The following is a 19,320-nucleotide window of genomic DNA, read 5'->3' on the forward strand; positions in this document are numbered from 1 at the left end:
ATATGTATTCTCCACTTATTGTATTTACTCGATGAAATACACCCCATTTCGATGAAATACATAAAATTTTAAGAAATTGAAGATTACGCAAACGTTTGCAGTAATTTTTAAAAATAACTCAATTTACTAAAAATTAACTATTTGTAAAATACTGTAACAAAAAAAACACTTTTAAAACAATCTAAATTGTCTTAAAAGTGTTATTAAAAAAGATAATTTTAACCTAAAAATATCTTACTTATAATATAACTGTGTAAAGTATAATTTTCCATTTTCATCAGCTTTAATATTTATAGCTGTGTATGTAAAATCTCCTTCCATTACTTTTTTGTGAGTTGGACTATTAATCCAAGCTTTAACTACACCGTTTGCTGTTTTAAAATCTTTAGCTAAGTTTTCTGAAACAAAATCTGCTTTTGCCTCTACTGCTAAATTAGATGCACGTAAATCAAAATTATCGTGGCTAATTTTTCCAGCCTCAATCATATAATCATTATGCTGTGCAGCATAACCATATGCTACTTTACCATATTCTAAAGTATTTAAGCCCTGAGAAGCTCTGTACTCATTTACCAATTCTATTACTTCTTTCTCTAATTCACTAGACGTATCTACCTGTGCATAAATAGCATCTTCTTGCTCAATGCTCTCTGCAGTACAAGATGTCATAGTAATAAATAAAGCTAAAAGTCCTAATGGTAAAAATTTAAATTTTGACATAGTAATAAACATTTGTAGGTTAAATCTGAGACAAAGTTACCACGCCTTAAAACCCTTTTTTAAAATTATCAAATGAACGCACTATTTTAAACGGTGAACTGCAGAAAAGTGCCTTTAAATCATTTTAAAAAAAAGTAGTCAAAAAATTTCATCCCAAAAACGTGCAGATTATCTAGGGTTAACAGCATTTTTACCCCTTTAAAAAAAGTTAAAAAGAGAATACATTTTTATACTTTATTGTAATTCTATACTTTTAGATCTGAACTCAACTACAACTTAAAAATGAAAAAATTAGCTTACCTAAAAGTCGTTACCGTTATAGCGGTATTTAGTTTTACTACACAAACAAAAGCTCAAGATTTAAAAATTGCTGTAGATACTACGGTAGTAACAAACCACACTGCTACAATTAACAACACTAAGCTTACCTATTCTGCCACTACTGGTACACAACCTGTTTGGGATAAACAAGATAATATAGTTGCAACTTTGTTTTATACCTATTATAAAAGAACAAATGTTAGTAAAGGAGAAGAACGCCCATTGGTAATCTCTTTTAATGGTGGTCCTGGCTCGGCATCGGTTTGGATGCACATTGCTTATACTGGACCTAAAATTTTAAATATTGATGACGAGGGTTACCCTGTGCAACCTTATGGTATTAAAGACAATCCGTATTCTATTTTAGACGTAGCAGATATTGTTTACGTAAACCCTGTTAATACAGGTTACTCTAGAATGGTAGCACAAAAAGACGGAAAAATGCCAGACCGCAAACAGTTTTTTGGTATTAATGCAGATATTAAATACTTGGCAGCTTGGGTAAATACTTTTGTTACACGTAACAACAGGTGGCAATCTCCTAAATATATTATTGGTGAAAGTTATGGTGGTACGCGCGTATCTGGTTTAGCATTAGAACTGCAAGAGTCACAATGGATGTATTTAAATGGTGTTATTATGGTATCACCAGCAGATTATAAAATATACAACGCAGACGGACCTTTATCTTCTGGTATAAACTTACCTTATTATGCTGCTGCTGCTTGGCACCATAAAATGTTACCTGCTGCTTTACAACAAAAAGACTTGTTAGAGGTATTACCAGAAGTAGAACAATACACCATAGACAAGCTTATGCCTGCCATTGCTAGAGGCGGATTTATAACAGATGCCGAGAAGCAAGAAGTTGCAGAAAAAATGGCGTACTACTCTGGTATGTCTAAAAAAGCAATTTTAGACCATAATTTAATGGTGCCTACTTCTTTTTTCTGGAAAGATTTACTACGCAATAAAAGCGGACATACTATTGGCCGTTTAGACTCTAGATATTTAGGTATAGACAAGATGGCTGCTGGTACAAAGCCCGACTATAATGCAGAGCTAACCTCTTGGTTACACTCTTTTACACCTGCAATTAACTTTTACCTTAGAGAACACTTAAACTTTAAAACAGACCTTAAATACAATATGTTTGGTAGTGTACACCCTTGGGATAATAGCAACAATAATGTTAGAGAAGGTTTACGCAAAGCAATGGCAGAAAACCCATACCTAAAAGTATTGTACCAAACAGGGTATTATGATGGTGCTACAACCTACTTTACCTCTAAATATAGTATGTGGCAAACAGACCCAAGCGGAAAACTAAAAGACAGGTTTACTTTTAAAGGCTACAGAAGCGGACATATGATGTACTTGCGTAAAGAAGATTTACAATCTGCTAACCAAGACATAAGAGCATTTATTAAAAAAAGTGCTGCTAATGGTAAAGCTGCTAAGTATTAGAGATAGGCTTTATGTTTGATAGAAATTTAGGATATAAGCTTATAAATAAAATAAAAAAAACCGGAAAAATTTCAATTTCCGAAGAAAGTAAATGTTATTACCATAGTAAAGTAAATGGAGAATCTAAAATTATTTCTTTAAGCAAAGACTTAAGAGATTCAACTATTTTAAATTTTAACGAAATTCATAGGTATAAATTTACTGGAAATTATTTATTGATATCATTTAAAAATGGATATACGGAAATAATAAATTTGAAAACTAATAATAAAGTAAAAATTGAGGAAAAACTCTCATTCGCATTAACATATGAAAATCAAGGATATATAATTATAAATTCAATAAATAATTTACTTATATATGACAAAATTGAAAGCACTATAAAAGAGTTTACATTTTACAAAGAGCTAATTTTTAAAGCGATTACAGATTCAAAGCTAATATTTTACGGCAATGAAGGCAACAAAATATTCATTTTTGATATCGATTTAATTATAAATCACAAGCAAAAATCATATGAAAATATCCCTTTTATTACTTGGAGTGATACTATTGAGAATACAACACTATATGAAATAATTATTAAAGATCAACTTTTACTAATTTTAAAAGGCACATCTGTTATATGCTTAAATATTGAAACAGGTAAAGTAGTTTGGTCTCTTAATAGTGAGATAGCTAAAAGAATGGGAGTTATTTCTGGCGAATATTTATACACAGCATCTAACACAAGTCTTACTAAAATAGCTATTGCATCTGGTAAAGTTGAGTATGCCATAAGATTTCAAGAAGAATATCAGCTAAAAAAATTAATAACTCTTTATGGCATAGAAGAATTGACCGTATTTAAAAATGAGCTATGGGCTTATACTAAATTTGGCACCTTATCTTTAGTTTGTATTGATAAAGAAACTGCTTACTTTAAAAAAGTTATTCCTTTAGAAAGTTTAGGTATTAAAACTGGTATATTTTCTTTTCAGTTTTATAAAGACAAGCTTTTTATTCACGATTATGATTATACGTTGCACATTTTTGAAAAAGAGAAAGTAATTTAATTTAGTTAGATGCGTTTAACAGCACAAGCAAGATGCTTGCGCTAACGTTGGGAATTAAAAAATATACTGTCTACAAGAAAAGCAATAGAAGAATTAGGTGCAGATAAAGTAAACTCTCTCTCTTAAACCGTACAGATTTGAATGATATCACAAACTTTCAAAAAAATAAAATGATAAATGCTGTGATAGAATTTACAAATAATAATTTTTAAAAAATTTTTATTGATGACTAAAAATATTACAAAAAAATTTCTAATGAAGATAACTGGTATCATATAGATAAAATTAAGGTAAATGATAGTATGATTGCTGTGTTAACAGCAGGTGGAACTCTTCATATTTTTGAGAAAGAAGAAACTGATTTAATTTAGTTAGATGCCCCGCTAGCGCGAGCGTCACGCTCGTGCCGTAAAGAGTAAGCAAACAAGAAAAATGCTTGCGCTAGCAGGGAATATATTCAATAATATTTTTGAATTAATAGATATTTCAAATTAGACTTTATGCTTAAAAAAATTAAAATAATCAAAAACAGTAAAAATTATCAGATATTAAACCATAAACTACAAGTTTTTAATAAAGTTAATAAAGAGAAAGTAATTTACGATCTGCCAAAAATATCGGAGATAACAACCATTAATGACTCTTCTGAGGAAATTATGGTTGAAATAGGTAGTAACATTTTAGATTTAAATTTAAAAGGTTTTGATAAAAACTCGTTTGAGTCTATTTCATTTTTAAATAATCCAAATTATGTAATTCATAATGATAAAGTAGTAATTACAAAAAAAGTGAACTCTAATTTTCAAGTAACTTATTACATTTCAGATTTACCAAAATATAATAATCAAAAAGAGATAGATTTAATAGGGTATCCTATTCATCCTTATAAAGATTTTTTTATACTTTATGAAAAAGAAATATGTTTATATAATTACCTTGATGATAAAATTTTATGGTCTATAGATATTACTAAGATTGGGGACTTAAGTACCACTGTAATAAAAACTATTATTAAAAATCAACTTTTACTAATTTTAAAAGGCACATCTGTTATATGCTTAAATATTGAAACGGGTACAGTCGTTTGGTCACTTAATAGTGATATAGCTAAGCAAATGGGAGTTATTTCTGGCGAATATTTATACACAGCATCTAACACAAGTCTTACTAAAATAGCTATTGCATCTGGTGAAATTGAGTATACCATAAGATTTCAAGAAGAATATCAGCTAGAAAAATTAATAACTCTTTATGGCATAGAAGAATTAACCTTATTTAAAAATGAGTTATGGGCTTATACTAAATTTGGCACCTTATCTTTAGTTTGCATTGATAAAGAAACCGCTTACTTTAATAAAGTAATTCCTTTAGAAAGTTTAGGTATTAAAACTGGTATATTTTCTTTTCAGTTTTATAAAGACAAGCTTTTTATTCATGATTACGATTATACGTTGCACATTTTTGAAAAAGAAGAAACTGATTTAATTTAGTTAGATGCATTCAACGGCACAAGCAAGATGCTTGCGCTAGCGGGGTTATCAACTAATCTGTATTATTAGCCCTAGTAACATATAGAATTTATTTCTTCTACTATTTGTGGATTTACATTAGATTTAAAATAGCAATTAACTTCATTTGGGAGAATATCAATTAAAAGTAGTTGAGTTTCATTTATTTCCTCCTCTTCAAAAATACTATTTGAAGGGTCAAATAAATTGTTGATGATATGATAATTTAGTTCTTTTATTTCAACTTCCCTTCTATTAACCTTTGTAATTAATTTATCATTATCAGAATATATTGCTACCATCTTAGTTAAATGTTCAATTTGTCCTGATTTCAACAGAAACATTAAACGTAAACGACGTAAATTTTTACTTGCCTTTACTTCTTTGCTAGTTAAAAAATCAGAAATTGTTTCATCTAATAATCTTGTTTGTTCAAATGCTTTTGCGCAAGTCGATACATTTGATATATATTCATAGTTAACTTGCTCTAAATCCAAATATTTTATATTTTTTTTGCAAGCGGTAAAAAAAACTAGTATTAATAATATCTTTATCTTCATTTTTTTTTGGAATTTTATTCTTCTCAATATCAAACCATTTTCTCCTCTGCTAACGCGAGCGTCACGCTCGTGCCGTAAAGAGTAAGCAAACAAGTAAAATGTGTGCACTAACAGAGAAACTAATTTACTATAATTCTACAAAAAAATAACTCTTAAAAATTATCAGTATCAGCTTAATAGCTACAAAACCCTTACCATTGTTAATAAGTAGTGCTTGGTAGTAAAGTAAAAAAGGGATAATCGTTCTATTTTTGCTAACTCTTTGTAAAATAAATTATGCGATATTTAGAAGTTGGCGATAAGCTTTTTAATGTAAAACGAGACGGTTTTAACGACTTTGCACGTTACTCTTTCTCCGAGGTTGTTTCACTTACCAAAACCTTAGCTGTTTTAAAAAACGGAGTAAGATTGGTAAATCAGCCTCGTAAATCTTACATTATTAGTGATGTTGGTTATCCTGTTTCTAAAAACAAAGGAGCACATTGGCATATTGTTACATTAGAAGCTATAAGAGATGCTCAGGTAGAAAATGCCAAAATTGAAGCTTACGACTGGTTTCAAGAAAAAGAGTTTTCTTTAAAAGAAATTATGTTTATTCACAGAAAGTTTAAAGAACTAGAAAAGCATTTAGAATAACCTAAATGCTTTTCTAGTTTCACTATACGCTTTTTAGGCTATTTCTTTTCGCCATTGTAAAAGTGTCTTTACTAATAATACACTTACAACGCCCATTAATGCTAGTATTAGTATTTCTGATATGTTAGAAGCCTCATAAGCTATAGCTGTTATAAAGTGGTATATATTAAAAATACCTAATAAAATTGCCCAAATTATAGAGGATAGTCTAAACCACTGTTTAGATATTTCTAAAGTTGCTATACAAAAAAGCATTGCTATACCTTCAAAAAATATACGGTACAAATGGTGTTCTACGGGTACATCTCCTGTTGCACCTTCTATCATTAAACTCTCATTATAATACACACCAAATAAACCGTAAACGTGGTGCAGTATAAAGCCTACTACAATTAGTAACCAGTATATTGAAATTTTTGTTCTCATAAATTTTATTTTCTTAGATTGATCTTTTTCTACTTCTTGTTGGTTTTCTTGTTCTTTTCTTTGGTCTAAAACTGTTTTCTGGTATTCTGCTACTAGTTTAGCGTGACTAACCTTTGGTACTTTGCGTTCTATTTTAAAATATATAGCCAACGCAACTGATGCTAATACCAACCAAAAGGCATCTATTGTAAAAACATCTAATTGGTTATTTGCAAATGTTTTCCAAAACCAGTTACCAGATACCAAACCATTAACTATTGGTATTAAAAACCCTAAAATACTGCCCCATAACAAGCTGTATTTGTTGGTAATGTAATTGTCTCTTTTACTTTTAAAGTAAATGGTTAATAGCAACCAGCCTACAAAAAATATGAGATACAAAATGGTTTGCCTACTTGCATCTAAATCTCTTGGTAGTAGTTTAGATGCTATAAAAGATAACGCTGTTATAGGAAACATACTTAAACATATGGCCAAATACACGTGCCCTACTCGCCTATTGTACAATTGCCTTGCTGCAGATATATTTTTTTTGTTACGTGCCTCTAACCAAATAAGTACTCCAGATATAATTACAAAACAGGTTATTAAGGCTAGTATAAAGTATATTACCTTTAAGTACATACCTCCAAAATCTCCAAAGTGTAATTTACGTATGGTAAGCTCTACATCTTCTACATAGCTATTTTTATATGGGTTTTTCTCAGATTCAATAGTATTAGTAGCCATTTTATAAACAACTCTTCCGTTGCCTAAAAACTTTTCTTTAGAGCCTAATAAACCATCAACCTGAAACATCATATTAGTTGCTCCGTAGTTCTTAATATATATTTGCTGTGCTGCAAAATTTTCCCATTTTTTATCGGCCTTAGCCATAAAAGAGTTTACGTCTAAAATAGTATCTAACTTTTCTTCTAAAGGATAAGTTTTCATCATTGGACGTATGTCCTCTAAAAGCTTATCTTGGTTATTGTTATACACATAATTAGCTGGTAACAACACAAAAACAGACATACATAAAAAGCAACTTGTAACTGCGTATACAAACTGAAAAGGCAAACCTATTACACCCAATGCTGTGTGCGCATCTGTCCAAACAGTTTTTAGCTTAGCTTTAGGTCTAAATACATAAAAATTAGACACCATTTTTTTCCAATGAACAATTACACCTGTTACAATTGCAAACAAGAAAAAGAATGCTACAAAACCTGCTATGTAAATACCTATAGTTGGTAGTTGATGAAAAAAATGTAACCTGTACAATAGCTCTCCCAAACTATAAAATGCATAATACTCACTTATTTTATACGTTTCTTGATCTGCATAAAAGTAAGTTGGTTTTTCTGGTATATTTACTACTGTAGTATCTTTGGAGTCTGTTAATTGTACATAAATATCCTTTTTTGCATCTGGTGGTATTATACGTATGTCTCTACCATAAAGTGTATGGCCTTCTGCTTCTATGCTTTTAATAAGCCTATTAAAATCTATGTCTTCCGGAGTTAAAATTTCTGCTGTATTTCCTTTTTCCCAAGCAGTAATTTCATCCTTAATAAGCGCAAAGGCTCCTGCAAAAAATATAATGTATAAAGCTACACTAATTACAATACCACTAACGGTATGTGTATGAAAAAAAACATTGTAATTACGTTTGCTCATTATACTAAAGGTGAATTAAGTTTTCCAAAATAAATTGCAATAGCTAACAGTAGACTTAGCCCTAAATACAGTAACCAAACCAACCATCCGTTTTTAAATAAAAAAGGAACAACCATTAATGCTCCCCAAACTATAAATATGGTATATATAGATGTTGCCAATACTATTTTAGGGTTTGGTAACCATAATGCTAATGCTATATGTACTAATGATGTTACAATATAACCACCAACAATACCTGCAGATATTTTTGCAAATTGCTGCCAAGAACTAGTAGTTAAATATTTAGAATTTGCTGGCATAATTTATAATGTTTGTTCTAAAAAAATAGCCAGTACAAATATTACTAGCACTAGTTTATAATCTATAATTTTTAAGGGAGTTAGCAATACTATTAAACTCCATAATAACATAACTAAAAGCAAAAAAGTTAGTATTCCTGCCCCAAAACCCAAGGTATAAATTGCGAGTATAAAACTTATAACAAAAACTACCAAAGCGCTTATTTTAGCAAGTATATTTCTTTTATGTAGCCAATATAAAAGTTTGGTGTCGTTAGTAATTACAGCACGTTTAGAAGTGCTATAATGCAACAAACAAGCAATGGTGGTAACTAAAATTAATACGCTCATTTTTTATTTCTTTTTAATGTAAACATCCTAGCCTGGTACAATGCCAGACTAAGATGTTACTGCAAAAATCCAACTTAAACTATTTTTAAAACTTATATGTAAAGTTTGCTAATAATGCTCTTGGTTGTTGTGGTGTAATGGTTGTCCATCCTTTGTAATATGTTTCATTAAACATATTATTAAGTTTTAGTCCTATTCTATACTTATTTGCTTGGTAAAAAACAGAAGAGTTATAAATTGTATAGCTAGGCAAATCAAAAGTACCTCCTGGGCCATAGTTAATTATAGAACTTTCACTAGCTCCATTTAAACCAAAACCTAGTCCAAAACCTTCTAAACTTCCCACCTGAAACTCATAGTTAGCCCAAAGGTTATATAAAGTTTCTGCTCCTGACTCTAAAGGTCTTGTACCTGCTAATATTGCATTATCTGTTTTTGTAATTTCACTATCATTATTACTAAAACCAGCCTTTATATTTAAACCATTAATTGGGTTTGCATTAATTTCTATCTCTATACCCTTACTTTCTACTTCTCCGTCTTGAATTTTATTAAAAGCAGATGTTGGATCTGTCATTAGTTTATTAGATACTGTAATATCATAATAACTTACTGTTGCATTTAATTTACCATTAAATAAGTTTGTCTTAATACCAAACTCTACTTGGTTTGCTTGTTCTGGATCAAAAGATTTTAGCGTTTGTGGGCCATCTGCAGGATCACCCACTAAGCTAGGTGCTATATTTGTAAATCCGTTTTGGTAATTGGCAAAAACCGATAATTTATCTAATATTGGTTGGTACAACACACCAAACTTAGGAGAAAAAGCTGTTTGTTCGTAATCATCTGCATCTGTAGTTACATCACCTTCATTATCAAACCTATCTACACGTAAACTTGCCATTGCAGATAATGCTGGTGTAATATTTAATACATCAGACACATAAGCACTGTAAGTACTTGTTTTAGATTTTATATTGTTTGCTGTTTGTGATGCCAAAACAGACAATACTCCTGCTTCTGTTAATGGGTAAGCATCCGTTTCTACTTCTGGTGTAAAAGGGTTATCACCGTTTGTATCTCCGTTTGGTAATACGTTACCGTAAAAAGCAAAACCAGAACTTTGGTCTATGTTTGTTGCTTGGTAATAATCTAAACCTGCAACAACTCTGTTACGTAATGTTCCTAGTTTAAAGTCTCCTATAAAGTTTTGTTGTATGTCTGTAGTATTTGTTTTTCCATTTTCTTTATTTATCATTCTAGAAAATGTATTAGGTTCTAAAGTTCCGTACTCGTATAAATAAGAGTAATATCCGTTTGATGAGGTATTACTTTTAGACAAAATAGTTTGTGACTGCCAAGTGTCAGACAATTTATAATCCATTTCTACACGGTAGTTAGATGTTGGATTTTCTATAGACAAATCGTTAGAAGTGTATGACAATTTAGAATTGTACCCCATTTCTTCTACACTTGCAGATGCAGATGGTGCTGCTCTGTTTAAAAATAACGAAGTGGCATTTGTTTGCTCTGCTTCTGTAATTTCTGCATACAATGAAAATGATAATTTATTATTTACACGATATGATAAAGATGGTGCTACAAAAAACGACTTTTTAAAACCTGCATCCTGAAAACTATCTTCTGTGTGGTAAGCCGTATTTAACCTAAAATAGATGTCATTATTTTTATCTAAAGCTGTATTGTAGTCTGCCGAAAGTACAGATAAACCGTAAGAACCCGCTGTTACAGACACTTCTCCTCCATAACCTTTGTATGGCTTTTTAGTAACTGTATTTATTAAACCTCCGTAAGATGTTACAGAACTACCAAATAAAGTAGCAGATGGTCCTTTTATGACCTCTATACGCTCTATGTTTGCTGCATTTATGGTACCATTGGTTAAACCAGGCATACCGTTTACCAATTGTGGTTGCACGCTAAAGCCTCTAATACTGTAATATCCAGATCCATCACCACCACGACCAGTAGAACTCCATAACTTGTCTACACCTACGGCATTTTTTAAAGCATCATCAAATTTTGTAGTTATTTGAGACACTAATAAGTCTGATGTTATTGTGCTGTAAACCTGAGTATTTTCTAAATCTTTTAAAGGTAATTTAGCAACGTAGGCAGTTTCTTTTCTAGAGAATTTATTTCTTCGTTCACCACTAACAACTACTTCTTTTAAAATTTCATTTCCTTCATAAAGCTGTATAGTTCCTAATGTATTTTCTTCATTTATATCTATTGTTACCTCTAGCTCTTTTGTTTTATATCCTAAATAAGACACAAGAACCTTGTAAGTTCCGGTTTCTAAATTAGCTATACTAAAGGCTCCATCAAAATTAGTTTGCGCCCCTAAATTTGTTCCTTGCAAGGCTACATTTACACCCATTAATGGTGTATTATTCACATCTGTTACTTTACCTTTTAACGTAGTGTTTTGGGCTGTAGCTGTAACCACTATTGCTAATAACATTACTAAGGTCATTAAATTTTTCATTATTCTTATTTAGATTGATTTAAAATAATTTATTGATGCAAACTTAAAACAGGAATAGTTACAAAACAAGATTTATTTTTATTAATTCTAAATAAACTTAATAAGAGAAAATTAACATCAACCATAAATTAAAAATGGATAAACTTTAACAGTTTTAACATCAATATTTTAAACTATTATTTAATTTTGATGTTACTATGATTGAAGAATTAAAAAATAGCTACGGCACTTTATTTGAAGACCAATTACTACAAGAAATTCTTGAAGTGGCTACTTATAAAGAAGTTCCAGAGGGTTTTAAACTTATAGAAATTGGCGACTACGTAAAGTCTATGCCCTTACTTGTATCTGGTGCCATAAAAATACTTAGAGAAGATACTGAAGGAGATGAGCTACTACTCTACTACCTAGAAAAAGGAGAAACTTGTACTATGACAATGGCTTGCTGTATGGGCCAAAAAAAGAGTGAAATTAGAGCTATTGCAGAAACAGATGCTAAGTTAATTATGGTTCCTATAGAAAAAATGGAAATTTGGACATCTAAATACAAATCTTGGAGAGACTTTGTTTTTGAAAGTTATCATAACCGTATTAATGAGTTGCTACTTACTGTAGATAGTGTTGCTTTTTTAAAAATGGATGAACGATTGCTAAATTACTTAAAAGAAAAGGTAAGGGTAACTAATAGCTCTATTATTAAAAATACGCATCAGGAAATTGCGTATGATCTACATAGTTCTAGAGTGGTGATTTCTAGATTACTAAAGAAGTTAGAAAAGTTAGAAAAAATAGAATTACACAGAAATTACATAAAAATTATAAACATAAGTTAAATGTAACTTAAGTTACTGTTGTACAAATCAATAACTTATAAATTTGTAGTCCAAATTAAATACTACAATGTTATGGTTATAGAACAAATATACACAGGTTGCCTATCTCAAGGTGCTTATTACATAGAAAGCAACGGAGAAGCTGCTATTATAGATCCGTTAAGAGAAACCTCTCCTTACACTACAAGAGCAGAAGAAAATAACGTTACTATTAAATATATTTTTGAAACTCATTTTCACGCAGATTTTGTTAGCGGACACGTTACATTAGCTCAAAAAACTGGAGCTCCTATTGTGTACGGACCTAAAGCAGATCCCACTTTTGATGCTATTATTGCAAAGGATAATGAAGTTTTTAAAATTGGTAATGTTACCATTACAGCTTTGCACACACCAGGACATACAATGGAAAGTACAACATACCTTTTAAAAGATGAAAATGGTAAAGACCACGCTATTTTTAGTGGTGACACCCTATTTTTAGGTGACGTTGGTAGGCCAGATTTAGCACAAAAAGCCGGTGAAATTACAGAAGAAGACTTAGCAGGCTTTTTATACGACAGTTTACGAAACAAAATTATGCCTTTAGCAGATTCTATTTTAGTATATCCTGCACACGGAGCCGGCTCTGCTTGCGGAAAAAATTTAAGTAAAGATACGGTAGACACTTTGGGTAACCAAAAAAAGACAAATTATGCCTTACGTGAAAATATGACTAAAGAAGAATTTATTAAAGAGGTTACTAACGGCTTATTACCACCTCCTGAATATTTTCCGTTAAACGTAAAAATGAATAAAGAAGGGTATGACGATATTTCTGATATTATACAACGAGGCACTATAGAATTAGACCCAGATATGGTTGAAGCTTTAGCAAACAAAACTGGAGCTATAATTTTAGATGTAAGACACCAAGATGAGTTTGCAAAGGGACATATTCCTAGGTCTATTTTTATTGGCTTAGATGGTAGTTTTGCTCCTTGGGTAGGTGCTCTTATTGCAGATGTTAAACAACCTATAATTTTAGTTACTCCTAAAGGTAAAGAGGAAGAAACAGTGATAAGATTATCTAGAGTTGGTTTTGATAATACGCTTGGATACTTAAAAGGCGGATTTAACACGTGGAAAAAGGCTGCTAAAGAGTATGATACTGTTAGCTGCACAACAGCAGAAAAGCTAAGTAACGAGGTAAATGATTCTACAAAAATTTACGATGTTAGAAAAGAAAGCGAATTTTTGTCTGAGCACGTAATTAATGCAGTAAATACTCCTTTAGATTTTATTAATAAGTACTTAAAAAAGTACCCAAGTAATACTAACTTTTACATACACTGTGCTAGTGGCTATAGAAGTATGATTGCTGCATCTATACTAAAAAGTAGAGGAATACATAATTTAATTAATATAAATGGTGGTTTTGTAGCATTAAAAGAAACTAAAATACCTGTAAGTAATTACGTTTGTCCATCTACTTTATAAAACAAAAAATGCTAAAGCTTTATTTTTATATTGCTTTAGCATTTTACTTATTTAATTGCCTTTAATACGTTCCCACAAATTTGCAAGTAGCTGTTTAGCCTGACTCCTATTTTTTGGAATTTCATCAAAAGAAATACTACCATCTCCATATTTATGTATTTGATAGCTAAACACAAAGTCCTGATTATTATAATCTAAACCAAGCGTACCAAAACGCAAATCGTTATAAAATAAAAAATCCTTATTGCTACTAATAGTGTACCATCCTTTACTTATGGCAATCATCCGTTGCATTTTTGGATTATCTTTTAAATCGTTTATTAAAAAATGATTTTTATTATACCTAGAAAACACAATAGATTTGGTATCAAAAAAAGAATAATTACCTATGTAAAAAGCATCTTCAGTCTCTACATTTGCGGTCCATAAAATGGTATTTAAAGGAGAGGGTTTTGTTTCAATTTGTGTGTACGCTATATTTTGTTCCTTCAATTGTTTTTTAAATTGATAATACGCTGCACCTTTTAAAGCAAAGGTTAATACCAAATAACTGCTACTTATTATTAAACCTAATCTATTATATTTTTTACGCTTTAAGCTTTCTTTTTTCTGAAACATTGTTAGAATTACAAACACCAAAAAAGGAACTGTATACAATGGGTCTATAACAAAAATAGTTTTAAATGCTAGTCGGTTTTCCAACGGCCAAAACAATTGCGTTCCCCAAGTTGTATGTGCATCTAAAATTGGATGCGTTACAAAAGCTAAAAAGAAAAGCCAACACCAACCTCTAAAATCTTTATACTTCTCATACCTTGTAACTAACCACGCAAAAATTGGAGCAAATACTACAGAAAATAATACAGAGTGTGTAAAACCACGGTGCAGTTCTAAGCCCGTAACAGTATCCGTATAGAAAGATGCAAAAGTGTCTAAATCTGGTATTGTGCCTGCTATTGCGCCATAAAGCATAGCTTTATTACCTATTTTTTTTCCTAAAACAGCTTCACCTACAGCTGCTCCTAATACTATTTGCGTTAATGAGTCCATCTTAAAATTGTAGTTACACAAAGCTACGTCTTTAAAATTATAAAGTATATTTATAAGCAAATATTACGTTTACAGTTGCCCTATAACTTTCTTATAAAAAATAATATACTCTTGTAACCTAAGTTACTTTCTATTTTTCTGAAATAAGGTTTCTTTGCATAGCATCAAATAATTATTAAAATTTAAAATGAAATTTATTTTACAACCTTGGCCTTGGTATGTATCTGGCCCGTTAATAGCCTTAGTGCTTTTTTTACTTCTTTTTGTGGGTAAAAACTTTGGTATGTCTAGCAATTTAAGAACCCTCTGTACTATTTGCGGCGCAGATAAAAAATCGGACTTTTTTAAGTTTAACTGGAAAAGTCAAAGATGGAACTTAGTTGTAATGATAGGTGCTATAATAGGTGGGTTTATAGGCGCTAACTTTTTAACAGACACTACTGCGGTTACCATTAATCCTGATACCGTAGAACATTTACAGCAACTTGGTTTTTCTAGTGCTGGTAATGCGTATTTACCAACAGAGCTATATAGTTTAGATGCCTTAACAGATATAAAAAGTATTGTAATATTAGCTGTAGGCGGACTCCTAGTTGGGTTTGGAACAAGGTATGCTGGTGGTTGCACATCTGGGCACGCAATATCTGGTTTAAGTAACTTACAGCTACCATCATTAATTGCTGTTATGGGTTTTTTTATTGGTGGTTTATTTATGATTCACGTTTTATATCCTTTAATATTTTAAGATTATGAGAACCCTTATATATTTATTTATTGGAATATTGTTTGGTATAACAATGTTTAAGTCAGAAGCCGCTTCTTGGTTTCGTATTTATGAAATGTTTCAAATGCAATCTTTTCATATGTATGGCATTATAGGCTCTGCTGTTGGTTTGGGTGTTGTAATTACCTACCTAATTAAACGATTTAAAATAAAGTCTATTTACGGAGAAGAAATAAAATTTATACCAAAAAATAAAAGCATTAGTAGGTATCTATTTGGTGGAATTATTTTTGGGCTAGGTTGGGCGTTAGCTGGTGCTTGTCCTGGACCAATGTTTACATTGGTTGGCGCAGGCTTTACTCCTATTTTAATTGTTATAGTTTTTTCTATTATTGGAACATTTATTTATGGTATAATTAGAGATAAATTACCGCATTAAAAGCTCTGTTAACTTCAAAAAATAAAAAAAGGCTTCATTTTACAATGAAGCCTTTTAAATTTTAAAATAAAGATAGTGCAACTACTCTTTATCTAAAACTAAATGCTCTATAAAAAATTCCATCATTCTTCTACTATCCATAGCAGTATGTCCTTTATCTGGACCAATTTGCACCTCAAAACTTTTACCAGCATCTTGTAATGCTTTTATAAATTGTAAAGAGTTTGCTGGGTGTACATTATTATCACTAGTACCAAAGAAAATCATTAATTCGCCTTTTAAATCTTTAGCCATAGTTATTAGGCTACTAGATTCATATCCTTTTTTGTTTTCATCTAACAAGCCCATATAACGCTCTGTGTACACATTATCATAATTACGCCAATCTGTTACAGCAGAATTTGCTACAGCTGCGTGAAAAACCTCTGGGTAACGTAACAATAAGGTTGCAGATGTAGTACCACCGTATGATGTACCATATACACCAACTTTATTTTTATTAAAATAAGGCCTATTATATAAAGATTTTATGCCTGCAGCAAAATCATCCATCTCTGTAAAACCTAACTTTTGGTATAAATTGTCTAACAATCTTTTTCCTCTGCCTTTTACGTTTCTACCGTCTACTTCTGCTACCAAAAAGCCATATTCTGTTAAGGCATTAGGCGTTGTAAAACGTTCTGTAAACTCATTAGTTGCAGGGCCTCCGTAATTACTTAAAAGAAGAGGATATTTTTTGTTTGGATCAAAATTAGAAGGAAAATGTAAAAATCCGTGAAATTCTGTTTTACCATCTGCAGAAGTAAAAGTAAATGCTTCAACAGTTTTTAATCCTAATTTATTAAACTCTGTTAAATCTGACTTTCCTATCTCCGCTATTTTGTTCCCTTTTATAGTTCTTAAATTAGTAACAGGAGCAATGTTATGTGTTTCTGCCACATCTACAAAATACTTATGGTTTGGAGATACATAAACTGTATGATGAAAAGCAGGATCTGTTAACCTTTTATCTCCAGAACCATTTAATTTTACACTGTGCAACTGTATTTTCATATGGTTTTCTCCACTACGAGCTGTGTAATACAATATTTTTTTAGCTTCATCTACACTAACAATACCATCAACTTCAAAATTATGTTTTGTTAATTGCTTAACTAATTTACCACTAAAATCATATAAATAATAGTTGTTAAAACCAGAACGTTCTGATGCCCAAATAAACTGCTTTCCATTTTCTAAAACGTGCATCTCTGGACTGTTTTCAGTATAGCTTGGCAACCATTCTTCTCTTATTACGGTTCTAGATGCACCCGTATTTGGGTTTGCAGCTCTAAGTTCCATAATATTTTGCTTACGGTTGGTACTGTGGTATAGCAACTCTTTACCATCTGGTGTCCAACTAATATCATAAATATAAGTTCCTAAATCACCATCATTATATGGTTTACCGTCTCTAAGGTCTAGCTCAGTAATTTTTTTAGTTTCTAAGTCATACACCAATAAATCTACCGGTAAATTTTTAGCACCTACTTTAGGGTATGCTTCAATTTCTACAGAATCTTGTATTTGCGTTTGGTTGTACAAAACATAGTATTTTTTAGACTCCTTTTCATCAAACTTATAAAAAGCCACTTTTTTACTATCTGGAGACCACCACATTGCTGTGTTTTGGCTCAATTCTTCACCATAAACCCAAGTAGCAATACCAAATTTTAATTGGTTTTCATCATTACCTTCTGTAGTTATTGCAACAACATTAGACCCATCTATATTACTAAAAAACATATTTCTGTCTTTAGTAAATGCTTTGTATTTTCCGTTTGGAGATTCTGCAGATGCATATTGCCTACCACGAGCAGGTCTATTAGCCCAATTTGCATACCTATCATCCTTAAATGCAGATGTAGCAGTAGCTTCTCCTTTACCAATAGTAAACTCTTTTATTTCTCCATCTTTTCTGAATTGAAAAGCGGTTCCGGCATCATTCCATTTTACGTAATTTGGTGAAGTAACTACAGATCCTCTAATTTGCGGAGCTATTTTCATATACTGCTCGTAGCCCGGCATTTTCTTTAGCTTATCTTGCGCAGACACAGCGGTTATTGTACCTAAAGATAGTACTGCACAAAATGCAGCTTTAAAAGTGTTCAATTTCATTCTTTTGAGTATTTAATTTGGTTGCTAAATTTACAATTATTAAACTAATTTCTAACTATTACTAAAAATTAGTTACATATTTAAAGGGCTTTTCTACCATTTTTATAATTCTAGTTGTATAAACTTTTAAACACATAAACCATAGAACAAACATTATCCCTATTTTTGTTGAAAATTGATTTTTATGCTTAAAGTTGGAGTTTTGGGAGCAGGTCATTTGGGAAAAATCCATTTGCGTTTGCTTAACGAATCAGAAAAATATTCTTTAGTAGGGTTTTATGACCCAGATGTTATTAACGGTAAAAAAGTTGAAGCAGAATTTGGTTACACGTATTTTGATAATATAAACAAACTAATGGATGCTGTAGATGTACTAGATATTGTTACACCTACGCTTTCTCATTTTGATTGTGCTAAAAAAGCAATTGAAAAAGGAAAACACGTTTTTATTGAAAAACCAATTACCAATACTTTGGCAGAAGCCGAAGAGCTTATAGCACTTAAAAACAAATACAATGTTAAGGGGCAAGTAGGCCATGTAGAGCGTTTTAACCCTGCTTTTTCTGCGGTAAAAAATAGCATTGTAAATCCAATGTTTATAGAAACACACAGGTTGGCAGAATTTAACCCTCGTGGTACAGATGTTCCTGTTGTTTTAGATTTAATGATACATGATATAGATGCCATTTTAAGTGTGGTTAATTCTAAGGTTAAAAGTATTAACGCAAGTGGCGTATCTGTAATTAGTAAATCTCCAGATATTGCCAATGCACGTATAGAGTTTGAAAATGGTTGTGTGGCGAACCTAACCGCTAGCAGAATTTCTTTAAAAAATATGCGTAAATCAAGGTTTTTTCAGCAAGATGCCTATATTTCTGTAGACTTTTTAGAGAAAAAAGTTGAAGTTGTAAAAATGAAAGATGCGCCAGAACAAGCTGGTGATTTTGATATGATTTTACAAAATGCTGAAGGAGAGAAAAAGCAAATTTATTTTGAAAATCCAGAAGTTGCAGGCAACAACGCTATTTTAGATGAGCTTGAAACTTTTGCCAATGCCATAAACAATAACACTACTCCTATTGTAACTTTAGAACAAGGAACAAATGCATTACGAGTAGCTTTACAAATTATAGAATCTTTTTAAT

General features: G+C 31.1%; 16 protein-coding genes. 9 read left to right on the top strand and 7 right to left on the bottom strand.

The window, feature by feature from the left end; translation table 11 throughout:
• Window positions 1-234 precede the first annotated feature (234 nt).
• Window positions 235-720, bottom strand: a complete 486-nt coding sequence (locus PBN93_RS16080; protein WP_077404709.1) for a CAP domain-containing protein — start codon at window positions 718-720, stop codon at window positions 235-237.
• A 282-nt stretch (window positions 721-1,002) separates the two neighbouring features.
• Between PBN93_RS16080 and PBN93_RS16085 the strand changes: the two genes are divergently transcribed.
• The 3 genes from PBN93_RS16085 to PBN93_RS16095 all read left to right on the top strand — a co-directional run bounded on the left by PBN93_RS16085 (window position 1,003) and on the right by PBN93_RS16095 (window position 5,053).
• Entirely contained in the window at window positions 1,003-2,508 is a 1,506-nt protein-coding gene (locus PBN93_RS16085; protein WP_077404712.1) for a S10 family peptidase, read from the top strand.
• An 11-nt stretch (window positions 2,509-2,519) separates the two neighbouring features.
• Window positions 2,520-3,563: a hypothetical protein gene (locus tag PBN93_RS16090; protein WP_077404715.1), complete on the top strand. Its 1,044-nt coding sequence runs from the start codon at window positions 2,520-2,522 to the stop codon at window positions 3,561-3,563.
• Between the two features lie 500 nt (window positions 3,564-4,063).
• Window positions 4,064-5,053 carry a hypothetical protein gene (locus PBN93_RS16095; RefSeq protein ID WP_271081123.1) on the top strand — a complete coding sequence of 330 codons (990 nt, stop codon included), beginning with the start codon at window positions 4,064-4,066 and terminating at the stop codon, window positions 5,051-5,053.
• Between the two features lie 71 nt (window positions 5,054-5,124).
• Here the strand turns inward: PBN93_RS16095 and PBN93_RS16100 are convergent, their stop codons facing one another.
• Window positions 5,125-5,631 (bottom strand): hypothetical protein, encoded by a 507-nt coding sequence (locus tag PBN93_RS16100; RefSeq protein WP_271081124.1) that lies wholly within the window; start codon window positions 5,629-5,631, stop codon window positions 5,125-5,127.
• 276 nt (window positions 5,632-5,907) lie between these two features.
• Here PBN93_RS16100 and PBN93_RS16105 point away from each other — a divergent pair, with 276 nt between their 5' ends.
• Window positions 5,908-6,267, top strand: coding sequence for a pyruvate kinase (locus PBN93_RS16105; protein WP_077402766.1), 360 nt, complete (start codon window positions 5,908-5,910; stop codon window positions 6,265-6,267).
• Between the two features lie 33 nt (window positions 6,268-6,300).
• On the opposite strand, the gene PBN93_RS16110 is transcribed toward PBN93_RS16105, so the two are convergent.
• The 3 genes from PBN93_RS16110 to PBN93_RS16120 form a co-directional block, all read right to left on the bottom strand.
• Complete coding sequence (locus PBN93_RS16110) at window positions 6,301-8,352, bottom strand: PepSY-associated TM helix domain-containing protein (protein WP_077402763.1); 2,052 nt, start codon at window positions 8,350-8,352, stop codon at window positions 6,301-6,303.
• Window positions 8,352-8,654 carry a hypothetical protein gene (locus PBN93_RS16115; protein WP_077402760.1) on the bottom strand — a complete coding sequence of 101 codons (303 nt, stop codon included), beginning with the start codon at window positions 8,652-8,654 and terminating at the stop codon, window positions 8,352-8,354. Before PBN93_RS16115 ends, PBN93_RS16110 begins: the two co-directional genes overlap by 1 nt.
• Before the next feature lie 415 nt (window positions 8,655-9,069).
• Window positions 9,070-11,493, bottom strand: coding sequence for a TonB-dependent receptor (locus PBN93_RS16120; RefSeq protein ID WP_271081125.1), 2,424 nt, complete (start codon window positions 11,491-11,493; stop codon window positions 9,070-9,072).
• A gap of 197 nt (window positions 11,494-11,690) precedes the next feature.
• On the opposite strand from PBN93_RS16120, the gene PBN93_RS16125 reads away from it, so the two are divergent.
• Window positions 11,691-12,326 carry a Crp/Fnr family transcriptional regulator gene (locus tag PBN93_RS16125; protein ID WP_077402751.1) on the top strand — a complete coding sequence of 212 codons (636 nt, stop codon included), beginning with the start codon at window positions 11,691-11,693 and terminating at the stop codon, window positions 12,324-12,326.
• Between the two features lie 72 nt (window positions 12,327-12,398).
• Entirely contained in the window at window positions 12,399-13,805 is a 1,407-nt protein-coding gene (locus tag PBN93_RS16130; RefSeq protein ID WP_271081126.1) for an MBL fold metallo-hydrolase, read from the top strand.
• Window positions 13,806-13,856: 51 nt separating this feature from the next.
• Here PBN93_RS16130 and PBN93_RS16135 read toward each other — a convergent pair whose 3' ends face one another.
• Complete coding sequence (locus PBN93_RS16135; RefSeq protein ID WP_077402746.1) at window positions 13,857-14,855, bottom strand: metal-dependent hydrolase; 999 nt, start codon at window positions 14,853-14,855, stop codon at window positions 13,857-13,859.
• Window positions 14,856-15,042: 187 nt separating this feature from the next.
• Between PBN93_RS16135 and PBN93_RS16140 the strand changes: the two genes are divergently transcribed.
• Together PBN93_RS16140 and PBN93_RS16145 are read left to right on the top strand one after the other, a co-directional pair.
• Complete coding sequence (locus PBN93_RS16140) at window positions 15,043-15,600, top strand: YeeE/YedE family protein (RefSeq protein ID WP_271081127.1); 558 nt, start codon at window positions 15,043-15,045, stop codon at window positions 15,598-15,600.
• 4 nt (window positions 15,601-15,604) lie between these two features.
• On the top strand, window positions 15,605-16,018 hold the full coding sequence (locus tag PBN93_RS16145) for a DUF6691 family protein (RefSeq protein ID WP_271081128.1): 414 nt from the start codon (window positions 15,605-15,607) through the stop codon (window positions 16,016-16,018).
• 81 nt (window positions 16,019-16,099) lie between these two features.
• Here the strand turns inward: PBN93_RS16145 and PBN93_RS16150 are convergent, their stop codons facing one another.
• Window positions 16,100-18,175, bottom strand: coding sequence for a S9 family peptidase (locus PBN93_RS16150; RefSeq protein ID WP_271081129.1), 2,076 nt, complete (start codon window positions 18,173-18,175; stop codon window positions 16,100-16,102).
• Between the two features lie 184 nt (window positions 18,176-18,359).
• Between PBN93_RS16150 and PBN93_RS16155 the strand changes: the two genes are divergently transcribed.
• Window positions 18,360-19,319 (top strand): Gfo/Idh/MocA family protein, encoded by a 960-nt coding sequence (locus PBN93_RS16155; protein ID WP_271081130.1) that lies wholly within the window; start codon window positions 18,360-18,362, stop codon window positions 19,317-19,319.
• The last annotated feature ends 1 nt before the right edge of the window (window position 19,320 follow it).

This window comes from Cellulophaga omnivescoria (assembly GCF_027915275.1).
GTDB classification, from domain to species: Bacteria; Bacteroidota; Bacteroidia; order Flavobacteriales; family Flavobacteriaceae; genus Cellulophaga; species Cellulophaga omnivescoria.

Excerpts from the sequence above, each read along its gene's own strand:
- PBN93_RS16080 (WP_077404709.1), bottom strand. The coding sequence starts at position 720 with ATGTCAAAATTTAAATTTTTACCATTAGGACTTTTAGCTTTATTTATT.
- PBN93_RS16085 (WP_077404712.1), top strand. The coding sequence starts at position 1,003 with ATGAAAAAATTAGCTTACCTAAAAGTCGTTACCGTTATAGCGGTATTT.
- PBN93_RS16090 (WP_077404715.1), top strand. The coding sequence starts at position 2,520 with ATGTTTGATAGAAATTTAGGATATAAGCTTATAAATAAAATAAAAAAA.
- PBN93_RS16095 (WP_271081123.1), top strand. The coding sequence starts at position 4,064 with ATGCTTAAAAAAATTAAAATAATCAAAAACAGTAAAAATTATCAGATA.
- PBN93_RS16100 (WP_271081124.1), bottom strand. The coding sequence starts at position 5,631 with ATGAAGATAAAGATATTATTAATACTAGTTTTTTTTACCGCTTGCAAA.
- PBN93_RS16105 (WP_077402766.1), top strand. The coding sequence starts at position 5,908 with ATGCGATATTTAGAAGTTGGCGATAAGCTTTTTAATGTAAAACGAGAC.
- PBN93_RS16110 (WP_077402763.1), bottom strand. The coding sequence starts at position 8,352 with ATGAGCAAACGTAATTACAATGTTTTTTTTCATACACATACCGTTAGT.
- PBN93_RS16115 (WP_077402760.1), bottom strand. The coding sequence starts at position 8,654 with ATGCCAGCAAATTCTAAATATTTAACTACTAGTTCTTGGCAGCAATTT.
- PBN93_RS16120 (WP_271081125.1), bottom strand. The coding sequence starts at position 11,493 with ATGAAAAATTTAATGACCTTAGTAATGTTATTAGCAATAGTGGTTACA.
- PBN93_RS16125 (WP_077402751.1), top strand. The coding sequence starts at position 11,691 with ATGATTGAAGAATTAAAAAATAGCTACGGCACTTTATTTGAAGACCAA.
- PBN93_RS16130 (WP_271081126.1), top strand. The coding sequence starts at position 12,399 with ATGGTTATAGAACAAATATACACAGGTTGCCTATCTCAAGGTGCTTAT.
- PBN93_RS16135 (WP_077402746.1), bottom strand. The coding sequence starts at position 14,855 with ATGGACTCATTAACGCAAATAGTATTAGGAGCAGCTGTAGGTGAAGCT.
- PBN93_RS16140 (WP_271081127.1), top strand. The coding sequence starts at position 15,043 with ATGAAATTTATTTTACAACCTTGGCCTTGGTATGTATCTGGCCCGTTA.
- PBN93_RS16145 (WP_271081128.1), top strand. The coding sequence starts at position 15,605 with ATGAGAACCCTTATATATTTATTTATTGGAATATTGTTTGGTATAACA.
- PBN93_RS16150 (WP_271081129.1), bottom strand. The coding sequence starts at position 18,175 with ATGAAATTGAACACTTTTAAAGCTGCATTTTGTGCAGTACTATCTTTA.
- PBN93_RS16155 (WP_271081130.1), top strand. The coding sequence starts at position 18,360 with ATGCTTAAAGTTGGAGTTTTGGGAGCAGGTCATTTGGGAAAAATCCAT.